This window comes from Pseudomonas sp. ES1, from assembly GCF_050586605.1.
GTDB lineage: Bacteria > Pseudomonadota > Gammaproteobacteria > Pseudomonadales > Pseudomonadaceae > Aquipseudomonas > Aquipseudomonas sichuanensis.
On record NZ_JBOBDM010000037.1, the window covers coordinates 24,301 to 46,989 of the forward strand.

A 22,689-nucleotide genomic window follows, 5' to 3' on the forward strand; every position below is an offset into this window, starting at 1 on the left:
GAGCGTGTCACTGATCGCTTCCGACCAATTCCGCATCGTTGTCGGTCTCGGCAAGAGCGGCATGTCCCTGGTTCGCTTCCTGGCGAGCCGGGGCATTGCCTTTGCGGTCGCCGACACCCGCGAGCAACCGCCGGAACTGGACACCCTGCGCCGTGATTACCCGCAGGTGGAAGTGCGCTGTGGCGAGCTGGATGTGGACTTCCTGTGCCGCGCCAGCACGCTGTACGTGAGCCCCGGCCTGGCCCTGGCGACCCCGGCGCTGCAGCAGGCAGCGGCACGAGGCGTGACGCTGTCCGGTGACATCGAGCTGTTCGCCCGTTACGCCAAGGCGCCGATCGTGGCCATCAGTGGTTCCAACGCCAAGAGCACGGTCACCACCCTGGTCGGTGAAATGGCCGCCAAGGCGGGCAAACGTGTGGCGGTCGGCGGCAACCTCGGCACGCCGGCGCTGGACCTGCTCGATGACAGCGTGGAGCTCTACGTGATGGAGCTGTCGAGCTTCCAGCTGGAAACCACCGACCAGCTCAATGCCGAAGTGGCCACGGTGCTGAACATCAGCGAAGACCACATGGACCGCTACAGCGGCCTGCCGGCCTATCACCTGGCCAAGCACCGCATCTTCCGCGGCGCCCGGCAGGTGGTGGTGAACCGCCAGGACGCGCTGAGCCGCCCATTGCCGGTGGAAGGCCTGCCGTGCTGGACCTTCGGCCTCAATACGCCGGACTTCAAGGCTTTTGGCCTGCGCGAAGTTGACGGCGAAAAATACCTGGCCTTCGAATTCCAGACGCTCATGCCGGTGCGCGAGCTGAAGATTCGCGGTGCCCACAACCAGAGCAATGCCCTGGCGGCCCTGGCCCTCGGCCATGCCGCCGGGCTGCCGTTCGCGCCCATGCTCGAAGCCCTGCGCGAGTTCAAGGGCCTGGCCCATCGCTGCCAGTGGATCCGCGAGCGCAACGGCGTGAACTGGTACGACGATTCCAAGGCCACCAACGTCGGTGCCGCACTGGCTGCCATCGAGGGCCTGGGGGCCGATATCGAAGGCAAGCTGGTACTGATTGCCGGCGGTGACGGCAAGGGTGCTGACTTCGCCGCCCTGCGCGCGCCGGTGGCGCAGCATTGCCGCGCGGTGGTGCTGCTGGGCCGCGATGCCGAGCGCTTGGCGCAAACCCTTGGCGATGACGTGCTGCAGGTGCGGGTGAAAACCCTCGATGAAGCGGTGCAGCGCTGCGCCGAGCTGGCCCAGCCCGGCGATGCCGTGCTGCTGTCGCCGGCCTGCGCCAGCCTCGACATGTTCAAGAACTTCGAAGAACGCGGGCGCCTGTTCGCCCAGGCGGCGGAGGGGCTGGCATGATCTTCGGCATCCTCAAGCCGTACCCGTCGCCGCTGATCAGCGGCCGTGGCATCGACCTCGACTTCCCGCTGCTGGCCGGCTGCCTGGCGCTGCTTGGCCTGGGCCTGGTGATGATCACCTCGGCGTCCTCGGAAGTGGCTGCGGTGCAGTCGGGCAACCCGCTCTATCACATGTTCCGCCACCTGGTGTACGTGGTCCTCGGCCTGGGCGCCGGGGTGATGACCATGATGGTGCCGATCGCCACCTGGCAGCGCATGGGCTTCATGATGCTGATCGGCGCCTTCGGCCTGCTGGTGATGGTGCTGGTGCCCGGTATCGGCCGCGAAGTGAACGGTTCGATGCGCTGGATCGGTTTCAGCTTCTTCAACGTCCAGCCGTCCGAGATCGCCAAGGTCTTCGTGGTCATCTACCTGGCCGGCTACCTGGTGCGCCGGCAGACCGAGGTGCGCGAAACCTGGATGGGCTTCTTCAAGCCGTTCATCGTGCTGCTGCCGATGGCCGTCCTGCTGCTGATGGAGCCGGACTTCGGCGCCACCGTGGTGATGATGGGCGCCGCTGCGGCCATGTTGTTCCTGGGCGGGGTGGGGCTGTTCCGCTTCTCGCTGATGGTGGTGCTGGCGGTGGTGTCGGTGGTGGTCCTGGTCCAGGCCCAGCCGTACCGGATGGCGCGCCTGATCACCTTTACCGACCCGTGGTCCGACCAGTTCGGCTCCGGCTACCAGCTGACCCAGGCGCTGATCGCCTTCGGCCGCGGCGAGTGGCTGGGCGTGGGCCTGGGCAACAGCGTGCAGAAGCAGTTCTACCTGCCCGAAGCGCACACCGACTTCGTGTTCTCGGTGCTGGCTGAAGAGCTGGGCGTGGTCGGCTCGCTGCTGACCGTGGCGCTGTTCGTCTTCGTCACGGTGCGTGCCCTGTACATCGGCCTGTGGGCCGAGAAGGCCAAGCAGTTCTTCGCCGCCTACATGGCGTTCGGCCTGGCCTTCCTGTGGATTGGCCAGTTCCTGATCAACATCGGCGTGAACGTCGGCCTGCTGCCGACCAAGGGCCTGACGCTGCCGTTCCTCAGCTACGGGGGCAGTTCGCTGGTGATCTGCTGCGCCTGCGTAGGGTTGTTATTACGCATCGAGTGGGAGAGCCGCACGCACCTGGGCAGCGAGGAACACGAGTTCAACGAACACGACTTTGCCGAGGAGACCAATCATGGCCGCTGACGGCAAGAACGTATTGATCATGGCCGGCGGTACCGGCGGCCATGTGTTCCCGGCATTGGCCTGTGCCCGCGAGTTCCAGGCCCGTGGCTACAGCGTGCACTGGCTGGGCACTCCGCGCGGCATCGAGAACGAGCTGGTGCCCCAGGCCGGCTTGCCGCTGCACCTGATCCAGGTCAGCGGCCTGCGCGGCAAAGGCAAGCTGTCGCTGCTCAAGGCGCCGTTCACCCTGGTCAAGGCCGTGCTGCAGGCACGGCGTATCGTCCGTGAGCTCAAACCGGTCTGCGTGATCGGCTTCGGCGGCTACGTGACCGGCCCTGGCGGTGTGGCCGCGCGGCTGTGCGGCGTGCCCCTGGTGATCCACGAACAGAACGCCCGCGCCGGTACCGCCAACCGTCTGCTCGTGCCGCTGTCGGCGCGGGTGTGCGAGGCGTTCCCGGGCACCTTCGCCGCCAGCGACAAGCTGCGCACCACCGGCAACCCGGTGCGTGCCGAGCTGTTCATGGATGCACAGCGCGCGCCCTTGGCCGATCGCCGCGCGCGCCTGTTGGTCATGGGCGGCAGCCTGGGTGCGGAACCATTGAATAAATTGTTGCCTAAGGCCCTGTCCGAGGTGCCCGCGAACCTGCGGCCCGAGGTGTTCCACCAGGCCGGCAAGCACCATGCGCCGATCACCGCCGAGCGTTATCAGGAGGCGGGGGTCGAGGCGCAGGTAGAACCGTTCATCAAGGACATGGCCCACGCCTATGGCTGGGCCGACATGGTGGTCTGCCGGGCCGGTGCCCTGACCGTCAGCGAACTCGCGGCGGCAGGCCTGCCTTCGATGCTGGTGCCCTTGCCCCACGCCATTGACGACCACCAGACCCACAACGCCCATTATCTGGCTCGTGAAGGCGCTGCCTTCCTGATGCCGCAAGCGACAACTGGCGCAGCGCAGCTCGCTGAACGCCTGAACGAGGTGCTGATGCAACCCGAGAAACTCAACACCATGGCCGGCACCGCGCGTCGCCTGGCCAAACCTGCCGCAACCAGCACCGTGGTCGATATCTGCCTGGAGGTGGCCCATGGTTGAAAGCCAGAAAGCCATGCCGCAGCCCAAGATGGGCCGTATCCGCCGTATCCATTTCGTCGGTATCGGCGGCGTGGGCATGTGCGGTATCGCCGAAGTGCTGCTGAACCTGGGCTATGAAGTGTCCGGTTCCGACCTCAAGACCTCGCCGGTCACCGAACGCCTGGAATCGTTCGGCGCCGAGATCTTCGTCGGCCACCGCGCCGAGAACGCCGCCAGCGCCGATGTGCTGGTGGTGTCCAGCGCGATCAACCCGGCCAACCCGGAAGTCGCCACCGCGCTCGAACGCCGCATCCCGGTGGTGCCGCGTGCCGAGATGCTCGCCGAGCTGATGCGCTATCGCCACGGTATCGCCGTGGCCGGCACCCACGGCAAGACCACCACCACCAGCCTGCTGGCCTCGGTGTTCGCCGCCGGTGGCCTGGACCCGACCTTCGTCATCGGTGGCCGGCTGACCGCCGCTGGCACCAATGCGCAGCTGGGCACCAGCCGCTACCTGATCGCCGAAGCAGACGAAAGCGATGCCAGTTTCCTGCACCTGCAGCCGATGGTCGCCGTGGTCACCAACATCGACGCCGACCACATGGCGACCTACGAAGGCGACTTCAACAAGCTGAAGAAGACCTTCGTCGAGTTCCTGCACAACCTGCCGTTCTACGGCCTGGCCGTGATTTGCCTGGATGACCCGGTAGTGCGCGAGATCCTGCCGCAGGTCAAGCGCCCGACGGTCACCTACGGCTTCAGCGAAGAGGCCGACATCCGCGCCATCAATGTGCGCCAGCAGGGCATGCAGACCCACTTCACCGTGCTGCGCCGTGACTGCGAGCCGCTCGAGGTGTCGGTGAACATGCCGGGCAACCACAACGTGCTCAATGCCCTGGCCACCATCGCCATCGCCACTGACGAAGGCATCAGCGACGAGGCCATCGTCCAGGGCCTGTCCGGCTTCCAGGGCGTCGGGCGACGCTTCCAGGTGTACGGCGAGCTGCCGGTCGAAGGCGGCAGCGTGATGCTGGTCGACGATTACGGCCACCACCCGACCGAAGTTGCCGCGGTGATCAAGGCCGTGCGCGGCGGCTGGCCGAGCCGCCGCCTGGTGATTGTCTACCAGCCGCACCGCTACAGCCGTACCCGCGACCTGTACGACGACTTCGTGCAGGTGCTGGGCGACGCCAACGTGCTGCTGCTGATGGAGGTCTACCCGGCCGGTGAAGAGCCGATCCCGGGCGCCGACAGCCGCCAGCTGTGCCACAGCATCCGCCAGCGCGGCAAGCTCGACCCGATCTACATCGAACGTGGCGCCGAGCTGGCGCCGCTGGTGCAGCCGCTGCTGCGCGCCGGCGACATCCTGCTGTGCCAGGGTGCCGGTGATGTCGGCGGCCTGGCCCCGCAACTGATGAAAAGCCCGCTGTTCGCTGGCGCCAAGCAGGAGAAGTCGAAATGACCAGCGCCTACGACACGCTGCATTCCACCCTCGACGTCAACGCCTTCGGCCGCGTCGCCGTGCTGTACGGCGGCAAGAGCGCCGAGCGCGAGGTGTCGCTCAAGTCCGGCGCCGCGGTGATCGAAGCGCTGACCACTGCCGGTGTCGACGTGGTCGGCATCGACGTGGGCGATGACCTGCTGGCGCGCCTGCAGAACGAGAAGATCGACCGCGCCTTCATCATCCTCCACGGCCGTGGCGGTGAAGATGGCAGCATGCAAGGCCTGCTCGAGTGCCTGGGCATCCCCTACACCGGCAGCGGCATCCTCGCGTCGGCCCTGGCCATGGACAAGCTGCGCACCAAGCAGGTGTGGCAGAGCCTGGGGATTCCAACCCCGCGCCACGCCGTGCTGGCCAGTGAGCAGGATTGTGTTGCCGCCAGTGCGGAACTGGGCTTCCCGTTGATCGTCAAACCTGCCCATGAAGGTTCGAGCATCGGCATGGCCAAGGTGAACAGCGAGCAGGAACTGATCTCCGCCTGGCGAGCCGCCGCCACATACGATTCGCAAGTACTGGTCGAGCAATGGATTCACGGCCCGGAGTTCACCATCGCCGTGCTGCGTGGCCAGGTGCTGCCGCCGATCGCGCTGGGCACCCCGCATGTGTTCTACGACTACGACGCCAAGTACATCGCCAATGACACCCAGTACCGCATCCCATGCGGCCTGGACAGCGTCAAGGAACAAGAGCTGATCGACCTGACCGCGCGTGCCTGCGATGCCATCGGCATCGAAGGCTGGGGCCGGCTGGACGTGATGCAGGACGAGCAGGGCCGGTTCTGGCTGCTCGAAGTCAACACCGCACCTGGCATGACCGATCATAGCCTGGTGCCCATGGCGGCCCGCGCGGCCGGCCTGGACTTCCAGCAACTGGTGCTGGCGATCCTGGCCGACAGCGTAGCGACGCGAGGTTAACAGCCATGCAAGGCGCGATGATACGTCAGCAGCAACCCGTCCCCGGCCGCAGCAAGCCGGTGCCGCGTGGTGCCAGCCGACTGGTGGCCGACGAGCCCGTATCGGCGCGCCTGCCCCGTCCCAACTTCGGCGGCCTCAAGCGCCTGTTGTGGCCGGTGCTGCTGGTGGCTGCAGGCTTTGGCGCCTATGAAGGCGCGATCCGCCTGATGCCGTATGCCGACCGGCCGATCACCAAGATCGCCGTGCAGGGCGACCTCAGCTACATCAGCCAGCAGGCGGTGCAGCAGCGTATCGCGCCCTACGTGGCGGCGAGCTTCTTCACCGTTGACCTGACGGCCATGCGCGTCGAGCTGGAACAGATGCCATGGATCGCCCACGCCGAAGTGCGCAGGGTCTGGCCGGACGAAGTGGTAATCCGCCTGGAAGAACAGTTGCCGGTGGCGCGCTGGGGTGACGAGGCCCTGTTGAACAACCAGGGCCAGGCCTTCACCCCGCGCGAGCTGGCCAACTACGAGCATCTGCCGCAGCTGTTCGGGCCGCAGCGGGCTCAGCAACAAGTCATGCAGCAGTATCAGGTATTGAGCCAGATGCTGCGCCCCATGGGCTTTTCCATCGCTCGCCTGGAGCTGCGCGAGCGAGGCAGCTGGTTCCTGACCACTGGCGCGGGCAGCGCCGGGCCAGGCATCGAACTGCTGTTGGGGCGCGACCATCTGGTGGAGAAAATGCGCCGTTTCATTGCCATTTACGACAAAACGCTTAAAGACCAGATCACCACTATCGCCCGCATCGATCTGCGTTACGCCAACGGTCTGGCCGTTGGTTGGCGGGAACCGATTGCACCGACGACGGCCCAACCCGCCGTTGCGAAGAATTAGAGAGAGGCAGGACCATGGCAAACGCGCATAGCGGCAAAATGATCGTCGGGCTGGACATTGGCACCTCCAAGGTGGTGGCGCTGGTGGGTGAAGTCGGCGAAGACGGTACCCTGGAAATCGTCGGTATCGGTACTCACCCGTCCCGCGGCCTGAAGAAGGGCGTGGTGGTGAACATCGAGTCCACCGTGCAATCGATCCAGCGCGCCGTGGAAGAGGCCCAGCTGATGGCCGGTTGCCGCATTCACTCGGCGTTCGTCGGGGTTGCTGGCAACCACATCCGCAGCCTGAACTCCCACGGCATCGTCGCCATCCGCGATCGCGAAGTCAGCACCGCCGACCTTGAGCGCGTACTCGACGCGGCCCAGGCCGTGGCGATTCCGGCTGACCAGCGCGTGTTGCACACCCTGCCGCAGGACTACGTGATCGACAACCAGGAAGGCGTGCGCGAGCCACTGGGCATGTCCGGCGTGCGTCTGGAAGCCAAGGTCCACGTGGTCACCTGCGCGGTCAACGCCGCGCAGAACATCGAGAAGTGCGTGCGCCGCTGCGGCCTTGAGATCGACGACATCATCCTCGAGCAGTTGGCCTCGGCGTACTCGGTGCTGACCGACGACGAGAAAGAGCTGGGCGTGTGCCTGGTGGACATCGGTGGTGGCACCACCGACATCGCCATCTTCACCGAAGGCGCGATTCGCCACACCGCGGTGATCCCGATCGCCGGCGACCAGGTCACCAACGACATTGCCATGGCCCTGCGCACACCTACGCAGTACGCCGAGGAAATCAAGATCCGCTACGCCTGCGCCCTTGCCAAACTGGCTGGCGCCGGCGAGACCATCAAGGTGCCGAGCGTGGGCGACCGCCCACCGCGCGAGCTGTCGCGCCAGGCCCTGGCCGAGGTCGTCGAGCCTCGTTACGACGAGCTCTTCACCCTGATCCAGGCCGAGCTGCGCCGCAGCGGCTACGAGGACCTGGTGCCGGCCGGCATCGTCCTCACCGGCGGTACTGCGAAAATGGAAGGCGCCGTGGAACTGGCCGAGGAAATCTTCCACATGCCGGTACGCCTGGGCGTACCGCACAGCGTTCGGGGGCTGAGCGACGTGGTGCGCAACCCGATCTATTCCACCGGTGTGGGACTGCTCACCTACGGGCTGCAGAAGCAGTCCGAGGACCTGTCCCTGACCGGCATCAGCAACAGCAGCAACAACAGCTATGGCGATGAACCGAAGGCCCCGGTGCTTGAGCGACTCAAGCGTTGGGTCCAGGGCAACTTCTAAGTTTCAAAGCAGTAGTGGTAGGCGCAACAACTAGAGAACTGTAAGGAGAGGGAAAATGTTCGAGCTCGTAGACAACGTCCCGCAAAGCCCGGTCATCAAGGTGATCGGTGTGGGCGGTGGCGGCGGCAACGCCGTTAACCACATGGTCAAAAGCAACATTGAAGGCGTCGAGTTCATCTGCGCCAACACGGATGCCCAGGCGCTGAAAAACATTGGCGCGCGCACCATTCTGCAACTGGGTACCGGCGTGACCAAGGGCCTGGGCGCGGGTGCCAATCCGGAAGTCGGCCGTCAGGCCGCGCTGGAAGACCGTGAGCGCATCGCCGAAGTGCTGCAGGGCACCAACATGGTGTTCATCACCACCGGCATGGGTGGTGGTACCGGTACCGGTGCTGCGCCGATCATCGCCGAAGTGGCCAAGGAAATGGGCATCCTCACCGTTGCGGTGGTGACCCGTCCGTTCCCGTTCGAAGGCCGCAAGCGCATGCAGATCGCCGACGAAGGCATCCGCATGCTGGCTGACAGCGTCGACTCGCTGATCACCATCCCCAACGAGAAGCTGCTGACCATCCTGGGCAAAGATGCAAGCCTGCTGTCCGCCTTCGCCAAGGCCGACGACGTGCTGGCCGGCGCCGTGCGCGGTATCTCCGACATCATCAAGCGCCCTGGCATGATCAACGTCGACTTTGCCGACGTGCGCACCGTGATGAGCGAAATGGGCATGGCCATGATGGGTACCGGTTGCGCCAGCGGCCCGAACCGCGCCCGCGAAGCCACCGAGGCGGCGATCCGCAACCCGCTGCTCGAAGACGTCAACCTGCAGGGCGCCCGCGGCATCCTGGTGAACATCACCGCAGGCCCGGACCTGTCGCTGGGTGAGTACTCCGACGTGGGTAGCATCATCGAGGCCTTCGCCTCCGACCACGCCATGGTCAAGGTGGGTACCGTGATCGATCCGGACATGCGCGACGAACTGCACGTGACCGTGGTCGCTACTGGCCTGGGTGCGCGCATCGAGAAGCCGGTCAAGGTGGTCGACAACACCCTGCAGACCGCTCAGCAGGTTTACGAGTCCTCCAACCCGGCCCCGGTTCGCCAGGAGCAGCCAGCCGTGAACTACCGTGATCTGGAGCGCCCGACGGTAATGCGCAACCAGGCCCATGCAGGTGCCGCGGCGGCCGCTAAACTCAACCCACAGGACGATCTGGACTACCTGGATATCCCTGCGTTCCTGCGTCGTCAGGCCGATTGATGGAATTTATCAGGGGTATAAGGGTGATTGGTGTTCAGCAAAGGCCGGGTCTGTTATCATCCCCAGCCTTTGTTGATACCTGTTCGCATTATTTGCGCTGAAGCGGCCAATGCCATGATTAGACAACGCACCCTGAAGAATACCATCCGTGCCACGGGCGTCGGCCTGCACTCCGGGGAGAAGGTCTACCTGACCCTCAAGCCTGCGCCTGTCGACACCGGCATCGTCTTCCGCCGCGCCGACCTCGACCCTGTGGTCGAAATCCCGGCGCGCGCGGCCAACGTCGGCGAGACCACCATGTCCACGACGCTGGTCAACGGTGACGTCAAAGTCGATACGGTCGAGCACCTGCTCTCCGCCATGGCGGGCCTGGGCATCGATAACGCCTACGTCGAGCTCTCCGCCTCGGAAGTGCCGATCATGGATGGCAGCGCCGGACCTTTCGTATTCCTGATCCAATCGGCCGGCCTGGAAGAACAGGACGCACCGAAGAAGTTCATTCGCATCCTGCGCGAAGTGACAGTGGAAGAGGGCGACAAGCGCGCCACTTTCCTGCCGTTCGACGGGTTCAAGGTGAGCTTCGAGATCGACTTCGATCACCCGGTCCTCAAAGGCCAGACCCAAAGCGCGTCTGTAGACTTCTCCAGCACTTCGTTCGTGAAGGAAGTCAGCCGCGCGCGGACCTTCGGGTTCATGCGTGACATCGAGTACCTGCGCAAGCACAACCTTGCGCTGGGCGGCAGTGTCGAGAATGCCATCGTGGTCGATGAGACCGGCGTACTCAACGAAGACGGCCTTCGTTCCGAAGACGAATTCGTCAAGCACAAGATCCTCGATGCCATCGGCGACCTTTACCTGCTGGGCAACAGCCTGATCGGCGAGTTCAAGGGCTACAAGTCCGGCCACTCGTTGAACAACCAGCTGCTGCGCAAGCTGATTGCTGAAACCGACGCCTGGGAAGTGGTGTTCTTCGAAGATGCCAGCACGGCACCGATCTCGTACATGCGCCCTGTTGCGGCTGTGTAAGTTCGAACACTCTCTAGTTGTTGATCAAGGCCACCTTCGGGTGGCCTTTTTTATTTTCGCATTCAGTCGCTGCGCAGCTTCTGTGGGAGCAACTGTCTTGCCCACAATTTAAGTACCTGGCGCTATCCCTGTGGGAGCGGGTTTACCCGCGAACACGGGCGCAGCCCGTGCCATCCACCGCAGCGCATGCTTCGCGGGTAAACCCGCTCCTACAGGCCGCAGTCAGTTCGGCCGTGTTCAGTCTTTGTGCTGGGCGTGCGCGGCCAGCCGTTCCAGCGCGGCCTTGAGCTTCGGGTCGCTGATGCCTTCGGCTGAGCAGCGGATACTCTCGGCGGCATTCTCCGAAAGCTCCGGCCCCTGACCTTCGCGCTTGGCCGACACCAGCGGCGGCTGCACCTTGAACAGGATCCGCGTCAGGTTGGCAAAGGCTTCCAGCGCCAGCAGCTGACGCTGCAGGCGCTTCTGCTGGTAGCGCAGGCGGGTGGCCCAGTGGCCGTCGGTGACCACGAGCAACAAGGTGCCCTCTTTCCACGACGCCACATGGCAATGCTCGCGGGCGGCCGGTTGCAGCTGGCTTTCCAGAAGGCGCTGCAGATGCTCCAGGCGCTCGGCCTGGTTGAGCAACAGGCGCAGCGGCCGGGCCTTGCGCAGCAGGTCGGCGGGCGGGCGGGCGGGGGAGGGTTTGTAGGCCATCGAAGTTTTCGCCGCAAGTTACAAGATCGGCAGTCTAACAGATGCGGGTTTTTGTCACTGTCTGCCCCGGCCTCTTCGCGGGTAAACCCGCTCCCACGGGTTCGTAAACGCTTTGAGGCTTGAGGAAGTCCTGTGGGAGCGGGTTTACCCGCGAAGAGGCCCACACAGGCTCATCGGGCCGAAAACTGATGCAAGTCATTCTCGATACGTTTCATCTTCCGCCACCTTGAACTTGGCGAAAAAGCCCTTATGTTAGGCAGGCCCCATACATACGCTGTGCCAGTATCGTGGAAATCCACCACTTTCCTCACAATCGTTTCCGGGTAGAATGCTCGTTCGCATGCGGCCTCTGGGCTGCACGGGCGACTCATGGGGCCGCCCTCCATCCCTACGTGTGGAAGATCCTGCCGATATGTTTGCGCCTTTGTTAAAGAAACTTTTTGGAAGCAAGAACGAGCGCGAGATCAAACGCCTGCTCAAGACGGTAAGCACCGTCAATGCCTTCGAAGAGAAGATGGTGGCCCTCTCCGACGAACAGCTGCGGGGCAAGACCGCAGAGTTCAAAGAGCGCCTGGCCAAAGGCGAAACCCTCGACCAGTTGTTGCCTGAAGCCTTCGCTGTGGCCCGTGAGGCCGGCAAGCGCGTGATGGGCATGCGTCACTTCGACGTTCAGCTGATCGGCGGTATGACCCTGCACGAAGGCATGATCGCAGAAATGCGTACCGGTGAAGGCAAGACCTTGGTCGGTACCCTGGCCGTGTACCTCAACGCGCTGTCCGGCAAGGGCGTGCACGTGGTCACGGTCAACGACTACCTGGCCCGCCGTGACGCCAACTGGATGCGCCCGCTGTACGAATTCCTCGGCCTGACCGTGGGTATCGTCTCGGCATTCCAGCCGCCGGAAGAAAAACGCGCCGCCTACGCCGCCGACATCACCTACGGCACCAACAACGAATTCGGCTTCGACTACCTGCGCGACAACATGGCGTTCAGCGTCGACGAGAAGTTCCAGCGTGAGCTGAACTTCGCCGTGATCGACGAAGTCGACTCCATCCTCATCGACGAAGCGCGTACCCCGCTGATCATCTCCGGTCAGGCCGAAGACAGCTCCAAGCTGTACATCGAGATCAACCGCCTGATCCCGCGCCTCACCCAGCACATCGAGGAAGTCGAAGGCCAGGTGACCCAAGAGGGCCACTACAGCATCGACGAGAAGAGCCGCCAGGTCGAACTCAACGAGGCCGGCCACCAGTTCATCGAGGACATGCTCACCCAGTCCGGCCTGCTGGCCGAGGGCGAGAGCCTGTACTCCGCGCATAACCTGGGCCTGCTGACCCACGTCTACGCCGGCCTGCGCGCGCACAAGCTGTTCCACCGCAACGTCGAGTACATCGTCCAGGAAGGCCAGATCCTCCTGATCGACGAGCACACCGGCCGTACCATGCCGGGCCGTCGCCTGTCCGAAGGCCTGCACCAGGCCATCGAAGCGAAGGAAAACCTGAACATCCAGGCCGAAAGCCAGACCCTGGCTTCCACCACCTTCCAGAACTACTTCCGCCTCTACACCAAGCTGTCCGGCATGACCGGTACCGCCGACACCGAAGCGTTCGAGTTCGCCCAGATCTACAACCTCAACGTGATGGTCATCCCACCGAACAAGCCGTTGGCCCGTAAGGACTTCAACGACCTGGTGTACCTGACCGCCGATGAGAAGTACGCCGCGATCATCGCCGACATCAAGGAAAGCATGGCCCAGGGCCGCCCCGTGCTGGTCGGTACCGCGACCATCGAAACCTCCGAGCACATGTCCAACCTGCTCAAGAAGGAAGGCATCGATCACAAGGTCCTGAACGCCAAGTACCACGAAAAAGAAGCCGAGATCATCGCCCAGGCTGGTGCCCCAGGCGCGCTGACCATCGCCACCAACATGGCCGGCCGTGGTACCGACATCCTGCTCGGCGGTAACTGGGAGGCCGAAGTCGCCGCCCTGGACAACCCGAGCGCCGAGCAGATCGCCAAGATCAAGGCCGACTGGCAGAAGCGTCACCAGCAGGTCCTGGAAGCCGGTGGCCTGCACGTGATCGCCTCCGAACGCCACGAATCGCGCCGTATCGACAACCAGCTGCGTGGCCGTGCCGGCCGTCAGGGTGACGCCGGCTCCAGCCGCTTCTACCTGTCGCTGGAAGACAGCCTGATGCGCATCTTCGCCTCCGACCGGGTGAAGAACTTCATGAAGGCCTTGGGCATGCAGTCCGGTGAAGCCATCGAGCACCGCATGGTCACCAACGCCATCGAAAAAGCCCAGCGCAAGGTCGAAGGCCGCAACTTCGATATTCGTAAGCAACTGCTTGAATACGATGACGTGGCCAACGAACAGCGCAAGGTGATCTACCACATGCGCAACAGCCTGCTGGCCGCCGAAAACATTGGCGACACCATCGCCGAGTTCCGCCAGGAAGTGCTCGATGCCACCATCAGCCAGCACATTCCGCCGCAGTCGCTGCCTGAGCAGTGGGACGTTGCTGGCCTCGAGGCTTCGCTGGCCAGTGATTTCGCCATCAAGCTGCCGATCCAGCAGTGGCTCGACGAGGACGATCACCTCTACGAGGAAACGCTGCGCGAGAAGCTGATCGCCGAGATCACCAGCGCCTACAACGAGAAAGAGGACCAGGCTGGCGAAGACGCGCTGCGTACCTTCGAGAAGCAGATCCTGCTGCGTGTGCTGGACGACCTGTGGAAAGACCACCTGTCGACCATGGATCATTTGCGTCACGGCATTCACCTGCGTGGTTACGCGCAGAAGAACCCGAAGCAGGAGTACAAGCGCGAGTCGTTCACCCTGTTCCAGGAGCTGCTGGACTCGATCAAGCGCGACACCATCCGCGTGCTTTCGCACGTTCAGGTACGCCGCGAAGACCCGGTCGAAGAAGAAGCCCGCCTGCGCCGCGAAGCAGAGGAGCTGGCCAGCCGCATGCAGTTCCAGCACGCTGCCGCCCCTGGCCTGGAAAGCGAGCAACTGGCTGAAGAAGGCGCCGAAGTGGCCGTGGCCGCCGCGCCTGTGCGTAACGACCTCAAGCTGGGCCGCAACGAGCCGTGCTGGTGTGGTTCGGGCAAGAAATTCAAGCACTGCCATGGTCAGATCGAGTGATCTGAACCATCTGTTGTAACCTGACAACACCGGGGCCGCTGGGCGGCCCATTCGCGGCACAAGGCCGCTCCTACAGGAATCGCAACAACCTGTAGGAGCGGCCTTGTGCCGCGAATGGGGCGCGAAGCGGCCCCGCTTCCATCACCTGTTCACCGTATTTTCTAGGAGCGCTCTAATGGCTGTTGGTCTTGGTCCTTTGCCCACCCTGCACCCGGTTCCCGGTTTCGAACTCGGCATCGCCTCGGCGGGCATCAAGCGCCCCGGGCGCAAGGATGTGGTGGTGATGCGCTGTGCCGAAGGCTCCAGCGTTGCCGGCGTGTTCACCCTCAACGCGTTCTGCGCCGCACCGGTGATCCTCTCCAAGCAGCGCGTGCAGGGCACCGTGCGCTACCTGCTGACCAACACCGGCAATGCCAACGCCGGCACCGGCGCCCCAGGCCTGGCCGCCGCTGAGCGCACCTGCGCCAAACTGGCCGAACTGACCGGCGTGCCTGCCGAGTCGGTACTGCCGTTCTCCACCGGCGTGATCGGTGAGCCGCTGCCGGTCGAGAAGATCGAAGGCGCGTTGCAGGCCGCCCTCGACAACCTGTCCGAGAACCACTGGGCCGAAGCCGCCACCGGCATCATGACCACCGACACCCTGCCCAAGGGTGCCAGCCGCCAGTTCCAGTTCGACGGCAAGACCATCACCGTCACCGGTATCAGCAAAGGCGCCGGCATGATCCGCCCGAACATGGCCACCATGCTCGGCTACATCGCCACCGACGCTAAAGTCGCACCGCAGGTACTCAAAGACCTGATGCTCGACGGCGCCAACAAGTCGTTCAACCGCATCACCATCGACGGCGACACCTCGACCAACGACTGCTGCATGCTGATCGCCACCGGCAAGGCCGACGTGCCGGAAGTGACCGAAGCCCGCGGCGAGCTGTTCGAGGCGCTGAAAAAGGCCGTGTTCGAAGTGTGCATGGACGTGGCCCAGGCCATCGTGCGTGACGGCGAAGGCGCCACCAAGTTCGTCACCGTGCAAGTCAACGGCGGCGGCAACCACCAGGAATGCCTGGACGTCGGCTACGCCGTGGCCCACTCGCCGCTGATCAAGACCGCGCTGTTCGCCTCCGACCCGAACTGGGGCCGCATCCTCGCCGCGGTAGGCCGTGCCGGCGTGCCAGAGCTGGATGTCAGCCTGATCGACGTCTACCTCGACAACGTCTGCATCGCCAGCCAGGGTGGCCGCAGCCCGAGCTACACCGAGGCGCAGGGTTCTGCAGTGATGGCCCAGGAAGAGATCACCATCCGCATCGAGCTGGGCCGTGGCCAGTGCAGCGAAACCATCTGGACCACCGACCTGTCCCACGAGTACGTGAAGATCAACGCCGAATACCGCACCTGATCCGACCCATTGCGGGGCAAGCCCGCTCCCACGATTATCGGCGTGGGAGCGGGCTTGCCCCGCGATGCTCCCTCCGCCATGCAACATGGAGCCGCCCCATGAGCTATCACCTGATCATCGGCGACAAGCTGTATTCCTCCTGGTCGCTGCGCGGCGCCCTGGCCCTTGAACTGGCCGGCACGCCCTACGAAGAAACCCTGGTCAAACTCAACCAGCCCGACACCCGCCAACGCCTGCTGGCGTTCTCGGCCACCGGCAAGGTACCGCTGCTCAAGACCGAGCACGGCGTGATCGCCGACTCCCTGGCCATCGCCGAATACCTCAACGAACAGCATCCTGACGCCAGGCTCTGGCCTGAAGACGTCGCCAGCCGCGCCCAGGCGCGTTCGGCCTGCGCGCAGATGCACAGCGGCTTCTTCGCCCTGCGCGGTGCCATGCCGTTCGACCTGTCCCGCGACCAGGCGCTGGAGAACATGCCGCTGGACGTGCAAGTCGATATCGACCGTATCGTCGCCCTGTGGTCCGAGTGCCGTCTGCTGGCCAAGGACCAAGGCCCGTTCCTGTTCGGCCGGCCGACCCTGGCTGATGCCTTCTTCGCCCCGGTGGCCGTGCGCCTGCGCACCTACCGCGTTGCAGTGCCCGCTGAAGCTGCGGCCTACATCGAAACCATTTACCAGTGGCCGGCCTTCCAGGCCTGGCAGCAGGCTGGCCTGGCGGAGCGTGCAGGGTGAAGCGCATTCATGTAGTTGCCGCCGTCATCCGCGGCGCCGACGGGCGCATCCTGATTGCCCGCCGTGCCGACACCCAGCACCAGGGCGGCCTGTGGGAGTTTCCCGGCGGCAAGCTGGAGGAGGGCGAGGGCGTCGAAGCGGCGCTGGCCCGTGAGCTACGCGAAGAGCTGGGTATCGAGGTCAGCCGTTCGCGGCCCCTGATCAAGGTCAGTCACGACTACCCGGACAAGCAGGTGCTGCTGGACGTGCGCGAGGTGGATGCCTTCACCGGCGAGCCCCATGGCGCGGAAGGGCAGCCGTTGGCCTGGGTGGCGCCACGCGACCTGGGCCAGTACGACTTCCCTGAAGCCAACAAGCCGATCGTCGCCGCCGCGCGCCTGCCGGATCAGTACCTGATCACGCCGGATGGGCTGGAGGTGCCGGAGCTGCTCAAGGGCATCCAGAAGGCCGTGGCCAATGGCATCAAGCTGATCCAGCTGCGCGCCCCGGACATGTACGACCCCAAGTACCGCGACGTTGCCGTGGATGCGGTCGGGCTGTGCGCCGGCAAGGCCCAACTGATGCTCAAGGGGCCGCTGGAGTGGCTGGGCGACTTCCCGGCGGCCGGTTGGCACCTCACGGCGGCGCAGCTGCGCAAGTACGCCGCCAAAGGCCGCCCGTTCCCGGAGAACCGCTGGCTGGCGGCGTCCTGCCACAGCGCCGAAGAACTGGCGCTGGCCGAGCAGATGGGCGTGGATTTCGTCACCCTGTCGCCGGTGCAGGCGACCCAGACGCACCCGGATGCCACACCGCTCGGTTGGGATGAGGCGCAGCGCTTGATCGGCACGATCAGCCGCCCGGTGTTTCTGTTGGGTGGGGTTGGGCCGGGTGAGCGGCAGCAGGCCTGGGATGCCGGTGCTCAGGGCGTGGCGGGGATTCGGGCGTTCTGGCCTGAGGTTTGAGCCACTCGTGAGAGGGACCGCTTTGCGGTCCCTTCGCCGGCAAGCCGGCTCCCACGCGGACCGGCGCAGGCCTCAAACCATGCGCAATCCTGTGGGAGCTGGCTTGCCAGCGAATGGGCTGCGCAGCAGCCCCGGCAATCTCAGGCCTCAGGTTTAGCCGCAGGCTGCCACAGCACTTCGGCTACGCCCTGCCGCCGCCCGATAATCCGCGCTGCCACGAACAACAGATCCGACAACCGGTTGATATACGCCAATCCCACCCCCTCCAGTGGCTCAACGGCATTCAACTGCTGACACCGCCGCTCCGCCGCCCGTGCCTGGCTGCGGCACACATGAGCCTGGGCCACCAGCGCCGAGCCACCCGGCAGGATGAAGTTCTTCAACGGCCCCAATTCATCGTTCCAACGATCGATGGCCGCTTCGAGGCGCTCGACCTCGGCAGCGGTCAATGCCTGGTAGCTGGGCATGGCCAGCTCGCCACCCAGGTCGAACAAGCGGTGCTGACACGGCGCCAGTACCTCGACCAGCTCTTGCAGGCCGGCCTCGGCCAATCCGGCCAGCAACACCCCAAGCTGGCTGTTGAGGCTGTCCACCTCGCCGATCGCCTCGATCCGTGGATGGTCCTTGGGCACCCGGCGGCCATCGCCCAGGCCGGTTTCACCCTTGTCGCCGGTGCGGGTGTAGATCTTCGACAGGCGATAGCCCATGTCACGTCTCCGTTTTGGTGGTGGCCGGCAGGCCGAGGGGCAGGCGCAGGGTGAAGCAGGTGCCCTGGCCGGGCGTGGAGTGCACTTCCATCTGCCCTTTGTGGTTGTTGGTAATGATGAAGTACGAGACCGACAGGCCAAGGCCGGTGCCCTGGCCGATCTCCTTGGTGGTGAAGAATGGCTCGAAGGTGCGCTTGCGCACGGTCTCGGGCATGCCCACGCCATTGTCCTCCACCTGGATTTCCGCCCAGGGCGGGTTGAGCCGGGTGCGCAGGGTGATTCGCCCCGGCTCGCTGGGCTGCGGGCGCTGGTGGATGGCCTGGGCGGCGTTTTTCAGCAGGTTGAGCAGCACCTGCTCCAGTTCGTTGGCGGTGCCGGGCACCGCCCCGAGCTGCGGGTCGAACTGGCGGACGATGGCCTGGCCCTTGAAGTCGAAGCCGATGGCCAGGTCGAAGTCGTTGCCGGCGATTTCCACCGCCTGGTCGATCAGCGCCGGCAGGTCGCAGGGCGCCAGCTGACGGTTGCTGAGGCGGCTGAAACTGAGCATGTGGGTGACGATCTTCGCCGCCCGGGCGCCGGCCTGCTGGATGCCGTCGAGCAGTTGCGGCACTTCGCGGCTGTCCAGGTAGCGGTTGACGGCCGGCAGGTCCAGGCCCAGCTCGGTGGCCTGTTCCTGGTTGCGTGGCAGCTCCGGCGACAGGCGCCGGCGGATGTTCTGCACGTTGTGCAGGATCGCTCCCAGCGGGTTGTTGATCTCATGGGCCATGCCCGCAGCCAGGCCACCGACCGAGAGCATCTTCTCCGACTGCACCATCATTTCTTCCAGCGACAGGCGCTGGGTGATGTCGTCGATACGGATCACCACGCCACGGCCGCCGCCGCCGGTCAGCGGGTAGAAGGTCAGGGCGTAGTGGCGCAGGTCGTCGCCCTTGGGCCAGGTGACCCGCTCGATCTTCGCCACTCGGTGCTTCTCGACGCTTTCCTTGAGCTGCGGCAAGAACGGCTTGAGCGGCGCGAAGGCCAGGAAGATCGGCTGGTTCAGCGCTTCGTCCAGCGGTGTGCCGGAAAGCACCGTGGCTTCGTGGTTCCACTGGGTGACGTAAAGCTGCTCGTCGAGGGCGATCAGCGCCGAGGGCATGGAGTCGATGATGCTGTTCAGGTAGTTCTGGAAGCCCGTGAGTTTCTTTTCGATCTTGCTGCGCACCTGGACTTCCAGCTCCAGCTTGCGGTTGGTGTGGCGGGTTTCTTCCGCCAGGCCCTGGGCCTGGTCGTAGGCCTGCTGAAACTCGTCGCGGGCGCCCTTGAGCTGCTGCTCGCGGGCTTCGATGCGCGACAGCATGGTGTTGAACGCATCGGCCAGGCTGCCGATCTCGTCATCGTTGCCGCGCTGGGCCCGCAGGGCGTAGCTCTCTTCCCGGGTGACCTGGCGCGACAGTTCTTCGAGGTTGTTGATCGGCAGGGTGATCAAGCGCTTGATCTGCCGGGCGATGACCAGCCACAGCAGGATGCTGAATATCAGGATCGCCAGGCTGGCGGAGAGGGTGCCGGTGTAGAACGCCATCGGCAGCTCGCTGCTGGCCACCAGCAGCAGGTGCGCGGGCGGGTTGGCGTTGCGCGGCAGGCGGATCAGCTGGGTGCTGCGAAACTCCATCAGGCGCCAGCCGTCGATGTTGCGATAACGCTTGGGCAGGGTGAGGGCGTCGCCGTGCTGGAGCTGGGCGAGCATCTGCCCATCGCCACCGTAGATGGCCGCCGCGCGCAACGGCGAGTAGCTGTCGAGCTCCTTGAGCAGGGCGCTGGCGGTCTCCGGGGAGTCGCCGGCCCGGGAGGACAGTTGCGGGTTGGACACCAGCTTGCCGATGGTCTGCAGCGCCTGGGGCGCCATGCTTTCCTGGGTGATCCAGTAGGCGGCGCTGATGAACGCCAGGTTGGCGACCAGCAGGATGGTGACCAGCAGCACCAGCAGGGCCGCCAGCAGTTTCTGCCCGACCGGGAGGTTTTCCAGGCGTTGGCGCAGGCTCATGAGTCAGGGGGTATCCATGTCCGGTGGATGGGCCAGTCAGTCGCTGGGTAGGCCGCGGGCCTTCAGGCTATCGACCAGGCGCCGTTGCAGGTGTTCCAGCTGCGGTACGCTTGCCCCGTGCCGGGCGGCGACGCGGCAGGCGTGACCAAGCAGGTAATGGACCTCGGTGCGCCGGCCATGACGCACGTCCTGGTACATGGAAGAGTAGTTGGCGGCGGTGGCGAGGATCACCCGTTGCACTTCTTCCTTCAGGTCGTTGGCGGCCTCGGGCTGGCCGCAGCGCAGCAGCAGGTTGGCCAACTCGTCGCACAGCTGGTCGACTTCGGTCAGGTGCCCGAGCAGCCCACCGTTCTGGCAGTCGTGCAGCACGGTCAATGGGTTGATGGCGCAGTTGAGCGCCAGTTTGCGCCACAGCCGCGAAAGGATGTCGACGTTCCACTGGGCGGGAATACCGGCGTCGTGGAGGTCGTCGAACCACGCTGGCACGGCGGGGTTGAGCGGGTTGCCCAGCCAGTTGAAGCCATGGCCGGCGAAGCGCACCTGCCAGTCCGCTTCGCGGAACGCGCCCTCGGTGCTGGAGGCGAAGATGCAATGGGCATGGGGCACCTGGTCGGCCACCTCATCCTGGCTGCCCAGGCCGTTCTGCAGCAGCACCAGTTCGGCACCCTCGGCCAGCCGTGGGGCCAGGCGTGCCACGGCGGGGGCCGCGTCATAGGCCTTGCAGGCCACCAGTAAACGGTGGATAGGGCCGGGCGCATCGTGGGTTTCGCCGGGGATCGCGTAGAGGCTGCTGTGGTCCTGTTCGACCAGGGTCAGCCCGCCGATGGCCTGGTAGGCCGCCAGGCGTTGCTCGTCGCGCAGGATCAGGCGGACCGCCTTGCCGGCGCGGGCCAGGCGGCAGGCCCAGAGGCTGCCGAGGCTACCGGCGCCGAGAATATGCCAGGTGCTGCTCATCTGCGTTTCGCAACCCGTTATAATGAGCCCGCATTTTAACCCCCTAACCCTGACGCGCTCCATCTTCAAGCTGAGCGCGCTGTTTTTTTATGGAGAACCGCCATGCCTTCGTTCGACGTGGTATCGGAACTGGACAAGCACGAAGTCACCAACGCCGTGGACAACGCGGTGAAGGAACTGGACCGCCGCTATGACCTCAAGGGCAAGGGCACCTTCGAGTTCAAGGACAAGGAGCAGACCGTGATGCTGACCGCCGAGGCCGAGTTCCAGCTCGAGGCGATGGTCGAGATCCTGCGTCTGGCCCTGGTCAAGCGCAAGATCGACGTCAAGTGCCTGGAAGTGAAGGACGCCTATCCCTCCGGCAAGGAAGTGAAGCAGGAAGCCAAGTTCCGCGAAGGCATCGACAAGGACCTGGCGAAAAAGATCGTTGCCCACATCAAGGACGCCAAGCTCAAGGTCCAGGCTTCGATCCAGGGTGAGCAGGTTCGCGTCACCGGCAAGAAGCGTGACGACCTGCAGGAGGCGATCGCTGCGCTGCGCGCCAAGGAGTTCGACATGCCGCTGCAGTTCAACAACTTCCGCGACTGATCGGGGCAGGGCAGGAACCTTGATGGCTCAATGATGTCCATCGGTTCCTGCGGTCGCTGCATGCTGTGCGGCCCGTTTCAATGTGCTTTTTGCCGCTTGGCATCAGGAGAGCAAGACGATGGATTTGAATGCAGAGGTCGACCAGCTGGTTCGCCAGTCGCAGACTTGGGTACCGCTGATCATGGAATACGGCAGCCGCCTGCTGCTGGCCTTGCTGACGCTGGCGATCGGCTGGTGGATCATCAGCAGGGTCAGTGCTCGGCTGGGCAAACTGGTTGGCCTGAAGGCCGACGCGGCGTTGCAGGGCTTCATCAGTACCCTGGCCAACATCGTGCTGAAAGTCCTGTTGATGGTCAGCGTGGCGTCGATGATCGGCATCGAGACAACCTCGTTCGTCGCTGCCATCGGTGCCGCCGGCCTGGCCATCGGCCTGGCCTTGCAGGGCAGCCTGGCGAACTTCGCCGGGGGCGTGCTGATCCTGATGTTCCGCCCGTTCCGCATCGGCGACTGGATCGAAGCCCAGGGCGTGGCGGGCACCGTGGACAGCATCCAGATCTTCCACACCGTGCTGCGTACCGGTGACAACAAGACGGTGATCATGCCCAACGGCAGCCTGTCCAACGGCATCATCACCAACACCAACCGTCAGCCGACCCGCAAGGTGGTGTTCGACGTGGGCGTCGACTATGACGCCGACCTGCAGAAGGCCCGCAATGTGCTGCTGGAGTTGGCCCAGGACCCGCGTGTGCTGCAGGACCCGGCGCCGCAGGCGGTGGTGTCGACTTTGGGTGACAGTTCGATCACCGTGTCGCTGCGCATCTGGACCAAGACTGCCGACTACTGGGACGTGATGTTCATGCTCAACGAGCATGCCCGTGACCGGCTCAAGGCCGAAGGGATCGACATTCCCTTTCCGCAGCGGGTGATCCGTGTGGTGCAGGAGACTGCCCTGCAATAAACCTGCTTCGACAGTCGGGGCCGCTGCGCGCCCCTTCGCGGGTAAACCCGCTCCCACAGGGTTCACGCTTAACCTGTGGGAGCGGGTTTACCCGCGAA

General features: G+C 64.7%; 19 protein-coding genes. 15 read left to right on the forward strand and 4 right to left on the reverse strand.

What is annotated here, in order from left to right; all coding sequences use genetic code 11:
* The first annotated feature begins 4 nt into the window (after positions 1-4).
* From murD to lpxC, 9 genes are all read left to right on the forward strand, one after another.
* Positions 5-1,351 (forward strand): UDP-N-acetylmuramoyl-L-alanine--D-glutamate ligase, encoded by a 1,347-nt coding sequence (murD, locus tag ACQ4N9_RS16375; protein ID WP_125462720.1) that lies wholly within the window; start codon positions 5-7, stop codon positions 1,349-1,351.
* Positions 1,348-2,562, forward strand: a complete 1,215-nt coding sequence (gene ftsW, locus ACQ4N9_RS16380; protein WP_125857536.1) for a putative lipid II flippase FtsW — start codon at positions 1,348-1,350, stop codon at positions 2,560-2,562. The genes murD and ftsW overlap by 4 nt, the downstream gene beginning before the upstream one ends.
* On the forward strand, positions 2,552-3,631 hold the full coding sequence (gene murG, locus ACQ4N9_RS16385) for an undecaprenyldiphospho-muramoylpentapeptide beta-N-acetylglucosaminyltransferase (RefSeq protein ID WP_153788221.1): 1,080 nt from the start codon (positions 2,552-2,554) through the stop codon (positions 3,629-3,631). Before ftsW ends, murG begins: the two co-directional genes overlap by 11 nt.
* Positions 3,624-5,072, forward strand: coding sequence for a UDP-N-acetylmuramate--L-alanine ligase (murC, locus tag ACQ4N9_RS16390; RefSeq protein WP_390967101.1), 1,449 nt, complete (start codon positions 3,624-3,626; stop codon positions 5,070-5,072). The genes murG and murC overlap by 8 nt, the downstream gene beginning before the upstream one ends.
* Positions 5,069-6,025 carry a D-alanine--D-alanine ligase gene (locus ACQ4N9_RS16395; protein ID WP_390967103.1) on the forward strand — a complete coding sequence of 319 codons (957 nt, stop codon included), beginning with the start codon at positions 5,069-5,071 and terminating at the stop codon, positions 6,023-6,025. Before murC ends, ACQ4N9_RS16395 begins: the two co-directional genes overlap by 4 nt.
* Before the next feature lie 5 nt (positions 6,026-6,030).
* On the forward strand, positions 6,031-6,900 hold the full coding sequence (locus tag ACQ4N9_RS16400) for a cell division protein FtsQ/DivIB (protein WP_153788216.1): 870 nt from the start codon (positions 6,031-6,033) through the stop codon (positions 6,898-6,900).
* Between the two features lie 14 nt (positions 6,901-6,914).
* Positions 6,915-8,177: a cell division protein FtsA gene (gene ftsA, locus ACQ4N9_RS16405; RefSeq protein WP_110991616.1), complete on the forward strand. Its 1,263-nt coding sequence runs from the start codon at positions 6,915-6,917 to the stop codon at positions 8,175-8,177.
* Between the two features lie 55 nt (positions 8,178-8,232).
* Positions 8,233-9,429 carry a cell division protein FtsZ gene (gene ftsZ / locus ACQ4N9_RS16410; RefSeq protein WP_110991615.1) on the forward strand — a complete coding sequence of 399 codons (1,197 nt, stop codon included), beginning with the start codon at positions 8,233-8,235 and terminating at the stop codon, positions 9,427-9,429.
* Positions 9,430-9,543: 114 nt separating this feature from the next.
* Complete coding sequence (lpxC, locus tag ACQ4N9_RS16415; protein ID WP_110991614.1) at positions 9,544-10,455, forward strand: UDP-3-O-acyl-N-acetylglucosamine deacetylase; 912 nt, start codon at positions 9,544-9,546, stop codon at positions 10,453-10,455.
* A 237-nt stretch (positions 10,456-10,692) separates the two neighbouring features.
* On the opposite strand, the gene ACQ4N9_RS16420 is transcribed toward lpxC, so the two are convergent.
* On the reverse strand, positions 10,693-11,148 hold the full coding sequence (locus tag ACQ4N9_RS16420; RefSeq protein ID WP_390967106.1) for a DUF721 domain-containing protein: 456 nt from the start codon (positions 11,146-11,148) through the stop codon (positions 10,693-10,695).
* Positions 11,149-11,560: 412 nt separating this feature from the next.
* Here ACQ4N9_RS16420 and secA point away from each other — a divergent pair, with 412 nt between their 5' ends.
* The 4 genes from secA to ACQ4N9_RS16440 all read left to right on the forward strand — a co-directional run bounded on the left by secA (position 11,561) and on the right by ACQ4N9_RS16440 (position 17,361).
* Complete coding sequence (gene secA, locus ACQ4N9_RS16425) at positions 11,561-14,296, forward strand: preprotein translocase subunit SecA (protein ID WP_390967108.1); 2,736 nt, start codon at positions 11,561-11,563, stop codon at positions 14,294-14,296.
* Positions 14,297-14,471: 175 nt separating this feature from the next.
* Complete coding sequence (gene argJ / locus ACQ4N9_RS16430) at positions 14,472-15,689, forward strand: bifunctional glutamate N-acetyltransferase/amino-acid acetyltransferase ArgJ (RefSeq protein ID WP_125462728.1); 1,218 nt, start codon at positions 14,472-14,474, stop codon at positions 15,687-15,689.
* Positions 15,690-15,787: 98 nt separating this feature from the next.
* The gene (locus ACQ4N9_RS16435; RefSeq protein WP_390967110.1) at positions 15,788-16,420 is read left to right on the forward strand and encodes a glutathione S-transferase family protein; all 633 of its coding nucleotides are present in this window, start codon (positions 15,788-15,790) and stop codon (positions 16,418-16,420) included.
* Positions 16,417-17,361, forward strand: a complete 945-nt coding sequence (locus tag ACQ4N9_RS16440; protein WP_390967112.1) for a Nudix family hydrolase — start codon at positions 16,417-16,419, stop codon at positions 17,359-17,361. Before ACQ4N9_RS16435 ends, ACQ4N9_RS16440 begins: the two co-directional genes overlap by 4 nt.
* A 140-nt stretch (positions 17,362-17,501) precedes the next feature.
* Here the strand turns inward: ACQ4N9_RS16440 and ACQ4N9_RS16445 are convergent, their stop codons facing one another.
* The 3 genes from ACQ4N9_RS16445 to ACQ4N9_RS16455 are packed head-to-tail and all read right to left on the reverse strand — an operon-like array spanning position 17,502 to position 21,045.
* Positions 17,502-18,068 (reverse strand): cob(I)yrinic acid a,c-diamide adenosyltransferase, encoded by a 567-nt coding sequence (locus ACQ4N9_RS16445; protein WP_390967113.1) that lies wholly within the window; start codon positions 18,066-18,068, stop codon positions 17,502-17,504.
* Position 18,069: 1 nt separating this feature from the next.
* Positions 18,070-20,091 (reverse strand): sensor histidine kinase, encoded by a 2,022-nt coding sequence (locus ACQ4N9_RS16450; protein ID WP_125857543.1) that lies wholly within the window; start codon positions 20,089-20,091, stop codon positions 18,070-18,072.
* Between the two features lie 36 nt (positions 20,092-20,127).
* Positions 20,128-21,045: a putative 2-dehydropantoate 2-reductase gene (locus tag ACQ4N9_RS16455; RefSeq protein ID WP_390967114.1), complete on the reverse strand. Its 918-nt coding sequence runs from the start codon at positions 21,043-21,045 to the stop codon at positions 20,128-20,130.
* Between the two features lie 102 nt (positions 21,046-21,147).
* On the opposite strand from ACQ4N9_RS16455, the gene ACQ4N9_RS16460 reads away from it, so the two are divergent.
* On the forward strand, positions 21,148-21,633 hold the full coding sequence (locus ACQ4N9_RS16460; protein WP_390967115.1) for a YajQ family cyclic di-GMP-binding protein: 486 nt from the start codon (positions 21,148-21,150) through the stop codon (positions 21,631-21,633).
* A gap of 118 nt (positions 21,634-21,751) precedes the next feature.
* On the forward strand, positions 21,752-22,591 hold the full coding sequence (locus ACQ4N9_RS16465; RefSeq protein WP_125462735.1) for a mechanosensitive ion channel family protein: 840 nt from the start codon (positions 21,752-21,754) through the stop codon (positions 22,589-22,591).
* The last annotated feature ends 98 nt before the right edge of the window (positions 22,592-22,689 follow it).